The sequence below is a fragment of the Cellulophaga sp. RHA19 genome (assembly GCF_002813425.1).
Taxonomy (GTDB): domain Bacteria; phylum Bacteroidota; class Bacteroidia; order Flavobacteriales; family Flavobacteriaceae; genus Cellulophaga.
This window is the reverse complement of sequence record NZ_PHUL01000001.1, coordinates 3,084,761-3,098,913: the sequence shown is the minus strand read 5'-3', so window position 1 is coordinate 3,098,913 and position 14,153 is coordinate 3,084,761. Positions and strand designations below refer to the sequence as shown.

General features: G+C 29.9%; 9 protein-coding genes. 8 read left to right on the top strand and 1 reads right to left on the bottom strand.

Annotated elements, in window-relative coordinates:
- The first annotated feature begins 124 nt into the window (after positions 1 to 124).
- From AX016_RS13665 to ilvC, 8 genes are all read left to right on the top strand, one after another.
- On the top strand, positions 125 to 874 hold the full coding sequence (locus AX016_RS13665; RefSeq protein WP_157811134.1) for a hypothetical protein: 750 nt from the start codon (positions 125 to 127) through the stop codon (positions 872 to 874).
- Positions 875 to 3,643 (top strand): TonB-dependent receptor domain-containing protein, encoded by a 2,769-nt coding sequence (locus tag AX016_RS13660; protein WP_100896137.1) that lies wholly within the window; start codon positions 875 to 877, stop codon positions 3,641 to 3,643.
- A 6-nt stretch (positions 3,644 to 3,649) separates the two neighbouring features.
- Positions 3,650 to 4,873 (top strand): DUF4249 domain-containing protein, encoded by a 1,224-nt coding sequence (locus AX016_RS13655; protein WP_100896136.1) that lies wholly within the window; start codon positions 3,650 to 3,652, stop codon positions 4,871 to 4,873.
- 10 nt (positions 4,874 to 4,883) lie between these two features.
- Complete coding sequence (locus tag AX016_RS13650; protein WP_100896135.1) at positions 4,884 to 6,647, top strand: hypothetical protein; 1,764 nt, start codon at positions 4,884 to 4,886, stop codon at positions 6,645 to 6,647.
- Positions 6,648 to 7,052: 405 nt separating this feature from the next.
- Positions 7,053 to 8,729: a dihydroxy-acid dehydratase gene (gene ilvD / locus AX016_RS13645; RefSeq protein ID WP_100896134.1), complete on the top strand. Its 1,677-nt coding sequence runs from the start codon at positions 7,053 to 7,055 to the stop codon at positions 8,727 to 8,729.
- Positions 8,730 to 8,809: 80 nt separating this feature from the next.
- Positions 8,810 to 10,543 (top strand): biosynthetic-type acetolactate synthase large subunit, encoded by a 1,734-nt coding sequence (gene ilvB, locus AX016_RS13640; RefSeq protein WP_100896133.1) that lies wholly within the window; start codon positions 8,810 to 8,812, stop codon positions 10,541 to 10,543.
- A gap of 60 nt (positions 10,544 to 10,603) precedes the next feature.
- Positions 10,604 to 11,131: an acetolactate synthase small subunit gene (gene ilvN, locus AX016_RS13635; RefSeq protein ID WP_100896132.1), complete on the top strand. Its 528-nt coding sequence runs from the start codon at positions 10,604 to 10,606 to the stop codon at positions 11,129 to 11,131.
- 46 nt (positions 11,132 to 11,177) lie between these two features.
- The gene (ilvC, locus tag AX016_RS13630) at positions 11,178 to 12,653 is read left to right on the top strand and encodes a ketol-acid reductoisomerase (RefSeq protein WP_100896131.1); all 1,476 of its coding nucleotides are present in this window, start codon (positions 11,178 to 11,180) and stop codon (positions 12,651 to 12,653) included.
- Positions 12,654 to 12,735: 82 nt separating this feature from the next.
- Here the strand turns inward: ilvC and AX016_RS13625 are convergent, their stop codons facing one another.
- Positions 12,736 to 13,860 carry a hypothetical protein gene (locus AX016_RS13625; protein ID WP_100896130.1) on the bottom strand — a complete coding sequence of 375 codons (1,125 nt, stop codon included), beginning with the start codon at positions 13,858 to 13,860 and terminating at the stop codon, positions 12,736 to 12,738.
- Positions 13,861 to 14,153: the final 293 nt, after the last annotated feature.

Here is a 14,153-nt window from a genome sequence, read left to right as displayed (position 1 = left end):
GTTAGATTGTTAAAAATTTATGAATATTTGTTAAAATTTTATTAATTCTTGTTAGAAAATATATATTTGAGATAATAAGTAACCTTACCAAACCTCTGTCTCTAGTATGAACCACAAATGCATAATGATCATAGTATGTGTTACTATGTTTTATATTTCTCCTTTTTCCTATGGTCAATTAAAGCTTAAAAATGATTTTGTAAAATCCAATGTTGACCTATATAGTTGGTTTGACAAAGAAATTGGATTAGAAAAAACAGTTATTTATAACGGTTTTTTAGATGATGGAGATGGTTATTTTGAAAAAAATAGATCATTTGAAAATACAAATAGATATTATAAACAATTTGAATTTTTTAATGGAAGTATAGTATACGATAGGCAGTTATTTAATAATGTAAAAATTAAATATGATGTTTTTGAAGATGAATTACTAATCAATTTAAAAAACAGTAATAATAACTTAATAACTATTCAACCAATAAATAATAAGGTAGATAGTTTTATGTTGAATTCTCAATACTTTGTAAATATAGATAACTTGACTGTTGAGCAGGGGAGTTATAATGGATATGTGGAATTATTATTGAATAATGAGAATTTTCAATTTTACAAAAAACATATAAAAAGTAGAATAGAAAAAAGATCTAATAACAAGTTATTATATCAGTTCTCAGATAGGAATTATAACTTATTACATTATAATAAGAGTCTAATAAAAATAAAAAAAATTAGAAATCTAAGTAAAATTTTTCCAGAGTATAAATCTGTCATTAGAAAATATTCAGTGAATTATAAAAGCAATGACTCTAATATTATAGATTTATTAAAAAAAATAAATTTATTAATGAATAAAAAAACTAAAGCGTTATAAATGAAAAAATATATAATTTTATTTTTAATATTATTCTTTAGTTTTACAATTTACTCTCAGCAAAAAGAAACTTTGATAACTATTCAATTTAAAGATTCTCCTATTAAAGACGTTTTAAGTAAAATTGAAAACAGTTATAACTTTAACTTTTATTTTTCTAATAACTGGTTTAGCAATGGTAAAGTTTCTGGTATTTATAAAGATGAGAAATTAACAACCATTTTAGAAGATATTTTTAAAAATACAGATTTAAATTATTTTGTTGATAAAACAAATGTTTATGTTTTACAGAATAGAATAGTATATAATGAGTTACCTAAAATTTTTTCTGCTCCAGTAAATGATACAACTAGTACTAAAGAGAAAAAAAATAATACTATTACTCCTGTTTTTTACAATAAAAAAAGTAATGATTTAGGTAATAGTTTTATTGAAACTCTTAGGATTGGTAAGTCTACTATAAATGATACTAAAAGTACTTTTATATTAAGTGGTTACATAAAACAACATTTAAATAATGAACCCATTCCTAATGTGACTATATATGTAAAGAATAGAAATTTAGGGGTATCTACAAACAATAATGGTTTTTACGAAATTAAGTTGCCAAAAGGAGAAAACTTAATAGAAGTGAGTTCTATAGGTGTAAAAGCACAAGTAAAAAGAGTCTTTTTATTTAATAATGGACAGTTAAATTTTAGCTTAAAAGAAAAGATAGAACAATTAGATGAAATTATAGTAGATGGCGCACAAGATGTTAATGTAGAAGAAACCTTAATGGGGACTTCAGAAATAGATTCAGAAGAGTCTAAAAACATACCATTGGTTTTAGGAGAAAGAAATATACTAAAAGTAGCAACTACATTACCAGGTATTACCACTGCAGGTGAAGGAGCTACAGGCTTTAATGTAAGAGGAGGTAAAACAGATCAGAATTTAATACTTTTAGATGATGCTGTTATTTATAACCCATCTCATTTTTTTGGTATTTTCCAGGCTTTAAATCCCTTTACAACAAAGAGTTTAAAAGTTTATAAAGGCAGTATTCCTTCAGAATTTGGAGGACGCTTATCATCAGTCTTTGATATAAAATCTAAAGATGGTAATGTAGATAATTTTGCTGGCGAGGCATCTATAGGGCCAATTACAAATAATATAGCATTAGAACTTCCTATTGTTAAAGGTAAATCGTCATTTATGGTTGGTGGTAGATCTACTTATTCAGACTGGGTTCTTAAATCATTAGACGATGATGATTTAAAAAAGAGTAGGGCAAATTTTTATGATGTAATAGCAAAGTATAATCATAAAATTAATGATAAAAATGATATAAGAGCTACAGCATACTATAGTAAAGATGTTTTTAGTATAACTTCAGATTCTTTATACAGTTATAATAATGCAGTTTTTTCGCTAAGTTGGGACAATCAATTAAATGATAAAAACGTGGGGAATTTATCTCTTTTTAATACTCACTACGGATTTAACATAGATTATGATGGGGATACAAATACTGACTTTGCTTTTGATTACGGAATAGTAGAAACAGGTTTTAAATACAAAGTAACTTATTTATATAATAGCAAGCATAAAATTAACTATGGAATAACTAGTAAGTTATATAATGTTACCCCAGGTAATAAAGAGCCTTTAGGAGATGAGTCTGATGTGCAAAAAATTAACTTGGATAAAGAAAAAGGACTAGAATCAGCTCTTTTCTTATCAGATGACTTTGAATTTAATGATAAATTAATGTTTAATTTGGGAGTTAGATATTCAAACTTTACAACTTTAGGAGAAAATACAACAAGAGTTTATAAAGAAGGAGAACCTAAAAATGATGAAACAGTAGAAGAGATATTAAACTTTGATAAAAATGAAGAAGTAAAAACTTATGGAGGGATAGAAGCTAGAGTAGCTGCTAGATATTTACTAAAAGATAATTTATCTATTAAGGCTAGTTATAATAAAATGTATCAATACATACACACTTTATCTAATAATACTACGGGTTCTCCTATTGATACTTGGAAACTATCAGACTATAACATTAAACCTCAAAAAGCAGAACAGTTTGCTTTAGGAATATATAAAAATATAGAGGGTAATGATTATGAAATAAGTTTAGAAGGGTACTACAAATTGTCTAATAATGTGCCAGATTTTAAAACAGGAGCAGAGTTAACTTTAAATGAAAATATTGAAACTGAAATTTTGCAAGGTAAAGGAAAAGCATATGGAGTAGAATTTTTAGTGCGTAAAAATGCAGGAGATATAAATGGTTGGTTAAGTTACACATATTCTAAATCTTTTTTAAAGTTAAACAGTGAGTTTTCCGAAGAGCAAGTTAATAATGGCGATTATTTCCCTTCAAATTATGACAAACCACATAATTTAAATTTGGTTTCTAATTTTAAAATAACCCGTAGGTTTAGCTTCTCAGGTAATTTTACATATCAAACAGGAAGACCAGTAACATACCCTATAGGTAATTTTACATATCAAGGATCAGATTATCCAATTTATAGCGACAGAAATAAGTTTAGAATACCAGATTATTATAGGTTAGATTTAAGTTTTAATGTAGAAGGTAATCATAAACTTAAAAAGTTAGGACATAGTTTTTGGAACATATCTATATACAATGTACTAGGAAGAAATAATCCTTATTCGGTTTATTTTGTAACAGAGAACAATGAAGTTAAGGCTTATAAAAGCTCTATTTTTTCTATTCCAATTCCTACCATAACCTATAATATTAAATTTTAACTGCAAATGATAAAAAACATTATAAAACATTATAAATCTTTGTTCGTTTTTTTACTAGCTACCTTTTTATTAGCAGGTTGTATAGAGGAGTTTTCTCCAGTAACCAAAGACTATGACAGCATATTAGTTGTAGAAGCTGTTTTAACAGACGAGTACAAGTATCAGAAAATAAAATTAAGTAGAACTTTTAAATTTGAAGAGGACGGAGCTAAAAGCGAAGAAGGAGCTACTGTTACTATTTTAGATGATTTAAATAATGAATATAGTTTTAGTGAGCTAGAGTCAGGAGAATATGTGTCTGATATGGCTTTTAAAGCAGAAAATATAGCTTATGTATTACATATAAAAACAGCTAAAGGTAAAGAATATAAATCTACTCCTAGCTTTTTAAGTACAGGTAGTGGTATAGATAAAGTATCTGTTAAAAAAACAACTAACTCTAATTTAGAAGAAGGTGTTTCTATAATGGTAGATGTTAATGAAGCTTCAGGAGAAGTAAAGTATTACAGATATGAGTATGAAGAGACACATAAAATTATAGCACCTTGGTTTAGAAAGAGAAAAGCTGTTATTGTTTCAGAAGAACCACCTCAAATAAAAATTGAATATTTTAATGATGAAACGGGCAAAGTTTGTTTTAGTACTAAAAAGTCTAATTCTTTAATTATAGGGTCTACAGAGGAGTTAAGTGCAGGACAATTAGTTAATTTTCCAGTAAGGTTTATAGATAGAAATGATTACAAAATTTTGAACAGGTATACCGTTTTAGTTAAACAATATATTATATCTAGAGAAGCGCATACTTTTTACCAAACTCTAGAGAATTTTTCTAGTTCGGAGGGTTTGTTTTCTCAAATACAACCAGGTTTGTTAAAGGGTAATATAGAGAGTATAAATGATGAAAATGAAAAAGTCGTTGGTTTTTTTGAAGCTTCATCTGTTTCTTCCAAAAGAATATTTTTTGAGTATAAAGATATTTTTACAGATAAATCTTCTACAGCTAAGTACCCTTATTCTTGTTCATTTATAGCACCTGCAGATGCAAGGAAAGTAATAGAAATTCTTAAAAATAATAGCTACACATGGGTAACAGATGAGCCAGAGCCTTGTACTAATGAGTTTTGCCCTTATGGTGACATAGAAAATGGTCCCAATGTTTATGTAAAAGTAGAATGTGGAGATTGTACCGTTTTTAGTAGTAGTATAGTTCCTGATTTTTGGGAAGATTAAAACCTAGTTAATGAAAAAAATATATCAAATTTTTATTTTGTGTTTTTTTATTCAATTTTCTAATCATTTAAACGGTCAGGATAATAATATAAAACACGTAACCTCCAAAGCTTTAAAGGAACAGGTTTATATACACTATAATTCTAATTTGTTATTTGTAGGTGAGTATATACATTACACTATGTATTGTACCTATTTAAAAAATCAAGAACCAAGTAGTATTAGTAAAATTGGTTATGTAGCACTAGTAGGAAAAGGTAATAAGGTTATTGTTCGTCAAAAAGTTAGGCTTGTTGATGGTTTAGGAAGAGGAGATTTTTTTATACCCGTTTCTGTACCTACTGGAAACTATAAAATTATAGGGTATACCAATTGGATGAAAAATAATAAAAGCACATCTTTTTTTGAAGGAGATATAGCTCTCATAAATCCTTATCAAAATAAACAAAATATAGATTTTGTTGCAGAGGAAAATTTAGTAAGTAATAATCCAGGTGTAGTTAATAATATCTCCAGTAATAATAGTATTGATGTTAAATTATCAAAAAAAGTTTACAAGCAAAGATCAAAGGTAAATGTATCGTTATTTCCAACACAAATACATACTAATGGTAATTACTCTGTGTCTGTTTATAAGAAAAACTCAATAATATTAAACAAAAGTGACTTTTTAAATAATTACAAAGATTTTAAAACTGAAGAAGCTAATTATATAGACTTAGTAAAAGAGAATAATATTTCTTTACCGGAGTTACGTGGAGAGCTAATAAAAGGAGCTATAAAAACAACTGATACTTCTTTACCAATTCAAAATATATCTGTTTCTATTTCTATTCCTAGTAGTAATGGATACTTTTTAAAATTTTCAAAAACAAATAATAAAGGGGAGTTTGAATTTATTTTGGATAAAGAATATGATGCAGCTAATGCTATTATTCAAGTTATTAGTAAAAACGCTGAAGATTACAAGTTAACAATGTTACCACATGCAGGAGTAGATTTGTCAAACTTAATATATAAAAAACCAAGAATACCATATTCGGCTAATCAATTAATATTAAATCGAAGTATTCACAACCAAATAGAGAATGCTTATTTTGAATTAAAACCAGATTCAATTTTAATTCATAAAAATAGCGAGCCTTTTACAATGGATAATAAGATTGTTTATAGACTAGATGATTACACTCGTTTTAAAACAGTAAAAGAAACATTAATAGAAGTGATAGACAATGTTTGGTCTAAAAAAATAAATAATGATAAATATGTTTTTCAAGTAAGGATGGAGAATAAAGCTTATGATTATTTTGAATTACCTGAAATAAAGGCTCTTGTTCTTGTAGATGGTGTAGTAATACAGGATCATACAATTATGATGGATTACGACGCTAGAAAAATAGAGAGTATTAGTCTTTTAAAAAGAAAATATGTTTATGGAGAAGAAGTCTATCAAGGAATAATTGAAATTTTCACTAAAAAAAGAGATTTCAAATTATCTAATCCTAACTCTGGTATTTTAAATCATAACTTATTCAAACCTACACAAGAAATAATTTATTACAAACCTAAATATGAAAAAAATGATATTAATAAGCATATTCCAGATTTTAGATATCAATTATTATGGGAGCCAAATATTACGTTTAAAGATTTAAAAACTAAAGAAATAGAGTTCTATACATCAGATGTAAAAGGAAGTTTTACGCTAACTTTAAAAGGATTTACAGATAATGGTAAAGAAGTATCAGTAAAAAAGGATTTTATAGTTGAATAATTTTTTTAAAAATAGTGCATATTTATAAAAATAATATCTAATATTGTTATTAGAATGAAAAACAACATAATTATTATCGTATTAGTCATTATTATCTCTCTCTGGGGGTGATACGGTCTTATATTGATTTTAAGAAAAGCCTGTGTCATATAAAATTGACACAGGCTTTTTTTTGTTTTAAACTATAAGTGCTTTTTAAAATAACTATCAATTTATACAAATAAAAATAGCTGAATGTGATACAAAATAAGGTTTTAATGTGTTGATTATAAGTGAATTAAATAAATATACAGTAGGTTGAATTTATACTAAAAAACATTGTTAAAAAAATGAAGAAAGTGAAAGAATTATATTTGAATAGTAAATTATATTCAAAAAAGTCAAAGAATTACAAGATATAACCAAATGGAGTTAAATAAGTATAGTAAGAACGTAACACAAGATCCAACACAACCAGCAGCACAAGCTATGTTGTACGGGATAGGCTTTAAAGATGAAGACTTTAGTAAACCAATTGTGGGTATTGCAAGTACTGGTTATGAAGGTAACCCGTGTAATATGCATTTAAATGACTTAGCTAAAGAGGTAAAAGAAGGTGTTAATACAAACGAATCTGTTGGTTTAATTTTTAATACAATTGGTGTTAGTGATGGTATATCTATGGGAACTCCTGGTATGCGCTTCTCTTTACCATCTAGAGATATTATAGCAGACTCTATGGAGACTGTTGTACAAGGTATGTCTTATGACGGTTTAGTTACCGTTGTTGGTTGTGATAAAAATATGCCTGGTGCTTTAATGGCAATGATACGTTTAAATAGACCATCTATTTTAGTTTATGGAGGTACTATTGCCTCTGGTTGTCATAACGATAGAAAGTTAGATATTGTTTCTGCTTTTGAGGCTTGGGGAGAAAAGGTTGCAGGTACAATGCAGCAAGAAGAGTTTGGTTGTATTATTAAAAAAGCTATTCCTGGTGCTGGTGCTTGTGGCGGAATGTACACAGCAAATACAATGGCATCTGCAATAGAAGCTTTAGGAATGTCTTTACCTTATAATTCTTCTAATCCTGCAACAGGTAAAGAAAAAAAACAAGAGTGTATAGATGCAGGTAAACAAATGTATTACTTGCTAAAAAAGGATATTAAACCGTTAGATATAGTTACTAGAAAATCGTTAGAAAACGCTATTCGTTTGGTAACAATTATGGGAGGATCTACAAATGCTGTATTGCATTTTTTAGCTATTGCAAGAGCAGCAGATATAGACTTTACTCTTCAAGATTTTCAAAAAATTAGTGACACTACACCTTTTATCGCAGATCTAAAACCTAGTGGTAAATATTTAATGGAAGATGTACACCGTATTGGTGGTATACCAGCGGTATTAAAATACTTATTAGAAAACGGATTATTACATGGAGATTGTTTAACTGTTACAGGTAAAACGCTAGCAGAAAACTTAGAAAATGTACCAAGTTTAATAGAAGGTCAAGATGTTATTCGTCCTCTAGAAAATCCAATAAAAGCAACTGGTCACTTACGTATGTTATATGGTAATTTGGCAGAAAATGGTTCTGTAGCAAAAATTACAGGCAAAGAAGGTTTACTATTTAAAGGTACTGCAAAGGTTTTTAATAGTGAGTATGATGCTAATGATGGTATTAGAGACGGAAAAGTTAAAAAAGGAGATGTAGTCGTCATTAGGTATGAAGGGCCAAAAGGAGGTCCAGGAATGCCAGAAATGCTTAAACCTACAGCAGCTATTATGGGTGCTGGTCTAGGTAAAGACGTAGCTTTAATTACAGATGGTCGTTTTTCTGGTGGTACACACGGTTTTGTAGTTGGTCATATTGCGCCAGAAGCTCAAGACGGTGGTACAATTGCACTTGTTAGAGATGGTGATGTAATTACTATAGATGCAGAAACAAATGCTATTAATGTAGACATAACTTCAGAAGAATTAGCAAAGCGTAAAGCTGCTTGGGTAGCACCAGAATTAAAATTTAAAAAAGGTGTATTGTATAAATATGCACGTTCAGTATCATCTGCTGCACAGGGTTGTGTAACTGATGAATTTTAACTAAAAAATAAAATTATAAAAGTACCATTGCTCAGTTTTTAAAAACTTAACAATAGCACTTTTACTTTAACTCTTTGAAGATGGAAACAGTAAAAGAAAAAAAGACGACATCAAAAAACAAAAAGACCATAAAAATAAGTGGAGCAGAGGCAATTATACATTGTTTATTAGCTGAAGGTGTAGATTTAATTTATGGTTATCCTGGCGGTGCAATTATGCCCGTTTATGATGAATTATACAAATTTCAAGATAAATTAACGCACATTTTAACGCGTCACGAGCAAGGAGCTACACATGCTGCGCAAGGATATGCAAGAGTTTCTGGTAAAGTAGGTGTTGCTATGGCAACTTCTGGTCCTGGAGCAACAAATTTAGTTACAGGTTTAGCAGATGCTCAAATAGATTCTACTCCAATGGTTTGTATTACAGGCCAAGTTCCAAGACATTTATTAGGTACAGATGCTTTTCAAGAAACAGATATTATTGGTATCTCTACTCCGGTTACAAAGTGGAATTATCAAGTTACAAAAGCAGAAGAAATTCCAGAGATATTAGCTAAAGCATTTTACATTGCTAGATCTGGGAGACCAGGTCCTGTATTAGTAGATATTACAAAAAATGCTCAGTTTGAGGAGTTCGATTTTAGTTATGAAGCTTGTGTTGGTGTTCGTAGTTACAATCCGTTTCCTAAAATAGATACAGCAAAGGTTGAAGCTGCTGCGGCACTAATTAACTCTGCTAAAAAGCCATTAATAGTATTTGGACAAGGTGTTATTTTGGGTAAAGCAGAAAAAGAACTTAAAGCTGTAATAGAAAAAACAGGAGTACCTGCTGCTTGGACAATTTTGGGCGTTGCTGCTTTAGATAGCGAACATCCTTTAAATGTTGGTATGGTAGGTATGCATGGTAATTATGCGCCAAATGTTTTAACTAATGAGTGTGATGTTTTAATTGCTATAGGTATGCGTTTTGATGATCGTGTAACTGGTAATTTAGATAGTTACGCTAAACAGGCTAAAATTATACACTTTGATATAGATCCTGCAGAAATAAACAAAAACGTTCCTACAGATGTAGCTGTATTGGGTAATGCTAAAGATAGTTTAGAGGCATTACTTCCTCTTTTAAATGATAACAAACATACTAATTGGCACAATAAGTTTAAAGACATGTATCAAGTAGAGTATGATACAGTTATAAAAAAAGATATTAAGCCAACTAAAGAGAAGCTCACAATGGGCGAGGTTATAGAACAGGTAAATCTGGCTTCCCAAAACAGTGCTGTTATAGTTAGTGATGTTGGTCAACACCAAATGATAGCCTGTAGATATGCAAAATTTAACCAAACAAAAAGTAATATTACATCTGGTGGTTTAGGTACAATGGGCTTTGCTTTACCTGCAGCTATAGGAGCTAAAATGGGAGCTATGGATAGGGAAGTAGTTGCTGTTATTGGTGATGGTGGTTATCAAATGACAATACAAGAACTTGGTGTTATTTTTCAGCATAACGTGCCTGTTAAAATTATTGTTTTAAATAACGATCATTTAGGTATGGTACGCCAATGGCAAGAGTTATTTTTTGACAAAAGATATGCATCTACTGTAATGGTAAATCCAGATTTTGTAAAAATAGCAGAAGGCTATCATATTAAATCTAAGCGTGTTAGTGAGCGTAGTGAGTTAAAATCTACTATAGAAGAAATGTTAGCATCTAAAGATCCATATTTTTTAGAAGTTAAGGTAGAGAAAGAGGATAATGTATTTCCTATGATTCCCTCGGGAGCTTCAGTATCAGACGTTAGATTAAAATAAGTTTAATTAAAAAAATTCCAAAATAACTTTTTATTAAAGTAAAATTGGGGCAATAAAAAAATGGAAAATAATTGGTATACCATATCGGTTTATTCTGAAAACAACGTTGGATTGTTAAATAGAATATCAGGCATATTTTTAAAAAGGCACATCAATATAGAAGCTTTAAATGTATCAAAATCAGAGATCAATAGCGTTTCTAAATTTACAATTGTTGTAAATACAACAGAGCAATGGGTCATAAATATTGTTGGTCAAATAGAAAAACAAGTAGAGGTAATTAAAGCATATTACCATTGTGATGATGATATTATTTATCAAGAGTCTGCTTTGTTTAAAATAAAATCAGATTTATTGTTTGATGAGCGAGAGATTCAAAACATTATCAAAGAAAATAACTCACAAATAGTTACTGTTGCACGCGATTTTTTTGTGCTTTCTAAGTCCGGAAAAAGAGACGAAATTAATAAAATGCATGACCAACTAGAACCTTATGGTATTATGCAGTTTGTACGTTCTGGTAGAATTGCAGTGAGTAAAGCAGAAATGCGAATTAGTAGCTTATTAGAAGAATTTCAACATAATTAATTAATCATTCTCAGTTTAGATATTGAGAGAAAAAAGAGTACAGAAAATGTCAAATTATTTTAACACCTTATCACTAAGAGACAAATTAACTCAGTTGGGTAAATGTAGATTTATGGATACTACAGAATTCTCTGATGGTGTAACAGCCTTAAAAGGCAAAAAAATAGTAATTATTGGCTGTGGAGCACAAGGTTTAAACCAAGGACTAAATATGAGAGATTCTGGTTTAGATATTTCTTATGCTTTGCGTGATGCTGCTATACAAGAAAAAAGAGCATCGTACAAAAATGCATCAGAAAACGGATTTACAGTAGGTAACTACCAAGATTTAATACCAACGGCAGATTTAGTAATTAACCTTACTCCAGATAAACAACATACAAATGTTGTGAACACTGTAATGCCATTAATGAAAAATGGAGCTACGTTATCGTATTCTCACGGTTTTAATATTGTTGAAGAAGGTACACAAGTACGTAAAGATTTAACTGTAATAATGGTTGCTCCTAAATCTCCAGGTTCAGAGGTGCGTGAAGAATATAAAAGAGGTTTTGGTGTACCAACATTAATTGCGGTACATCCAGAGAACGATCCAGAAGGTAAAGGTTTGGCACAAGCTAAAGCGTATGCAGCAGGTACAGGCGGTCATAAGGCTGGTGTTTTAGAGTCTTCTTTTGTTGCCGAAGTAAAATCAGATTTAATGGGAGAGCAAACTATTTTATGTGGTTTGTTACAAACAGGTTCTATTCTTTGTTTTGATAAAATGGTAGCAGAAGGCGTAGATGCTGGTTATGCTTCTAAATTAATTCAATACGGATGGGAAACTGTTACAGAAGGTCTTAAATATGGTGGTATTACTAATATGATGGATCGTTTGTCTAATCCTGCAAAAATAAAAGCATTTGAATTAGCTGAAGAGTTAAAAGATATAATGCGTCCGTTATTCCAAAAACATATGGATGATATTATGGAAGGTGAGTTTTCTAAAACAATGATGGAGGACTGGGCCAATGGCGACAAAAACTTGTTAGATTGGCGTGCAGCTACAGGAGAAACTAACTTTGAAAAAACACCTGCTGGTGATGTAGAAATTTCTGAGCAAGAATTTTATGATAACGGCGTGTTAATGATTGCAATGGTTAGAGCAGGAGTAGAGCTTGCTTTTGAGGCTATGACAGATTCTGGTATTATTGCAGAATCTGCATACTATGAGTCGTTGCATGAAACACCACTTATTGCAAATACAATTGCCCGTAAAAAGTTATTTGAAATGAATAGAGTAATTTCTGATACAGCTGAATATGGTTGTTATTTATTTGACCATGCTTGTAAACCTCTATTAAAAGATTTTATGGCTAAAGTAGATACTTCTGTTATTGGAAAACCATATGCTGCAGACGCAGGTAATGGTGTAGATAATGCTAAATTAATTGCTGTGAACAAGGCATTAAGAGAGCATCCGGTAGAAATTGTTGGTGCTAGATTAAGAGCGTCTATGACTGCAATGAAACCTATTGTATAATTAGTATATCTTTTTAAAAAACGTATTTAACAAAACAATTACAGTGGAGTTAAATACGTTTTTTATTTTTAAAGCTTTTCTCTTAATTACAGTTTATTTTATTAGTAGTTCCAGTTGGTGTATATACACGAATCCAATCAACAGACATTTTGGTGTCGGCTCCAAATTTAATATCGGTACTATTCCAAAACTCGGTAACTCCGCCATATCTCCATACTTGAGCAGCTTGACTAATTAGCATATGCATTTCTTTTGTAAGACCATCTCCGCAAGTTGTATAATTCTCCGGATCAATACCGTCTTCGTCTCGTAATCCAGATATGATTTTTACTCTTTTTCCATCAACAAAATATTCAAGTACTTCAGGACTTACCCATTTTACACCATAGGTATGGTATGCTTCATTCCATTTTACATCGTTATCCCTGCCACAACTTGATGAATTTTGTTTTCTAGACATCCAAGTTTCTTTCTGAGGTTGATAATCTAGTCTCTCACCATCTACATTTTTAAAGGTATGATGGCTTAAATGTAACCTATCAGCAAAATAAGGTTTATCACATTCTTCTCCATCAAGTCTAATTCTTGGCCCATATGTTTCTAAATTATCAATTTCTTCAAACTGTCCAGAGTCATTACTAATCATCCAAACAGCATTAGCTAATTGTGAATTACTTACTTTAACTCTTGCTTCCTGAAACAAAGGATAACTACTTGTAGCTTTAGTGGAAATCATACCACATTCTAATGTTTTAGAATTCCCAGAACCTTCTACTTGTGCTGTTAATGTCAATACTCTATTATCATTAGATCCTTGATTTTCAAAGCCAATAGAGTTTCCTGTCCATACAGTTGGGAGAGGTCCAGTGTAACTATTTACATAACCTAAGTTCCATTTTTCAGAAAAGGTAGGAGAAGTTTTTCCTCCAGGGTAATTAAACTCATCAGATAATTCTTCAACTTTTTTCCAAGCCCCCATATCAAATTCGCCTCTGTTTACAGAAACTCCATTTTTAGTAGCAGGGGTGTCAAATAATTGAGTGTTGGTAAGATTACAATCAGACTTTGTAGAAATTATGTGGTCATTAATATCTAAATTAACAATTTCTGATGTTTCATTTTCTAAATCAGGAGACTCTATGTCTTTAGAACTACAGCTTAACATAAAAGTAAGTAGTGAGTAAATAAAAATTTTACAGTTTTTCATAATATATATTTGGAGTATAAATTGTCAATTCAATATTTTTATAGGTATTAAATTGATAATGATTAATAATGTCGCTAAAATAAATTTTAAAAAGAAAAATGTACTGTATACAGACTAGACAAGAACTGACAAATTATAATTTAGAGGGGAAAATTGGTTTTAATAGCTTTTTATTATAAAAAAATAGTAGGTGTTAACTTTTGGAGATTGTTAAGTTAATTTAAGTGTTTATTTAAAGATAAATTCATAAGAATATTTAGGTTTCAACTACAAAGGTTTTTTAAATTTACACT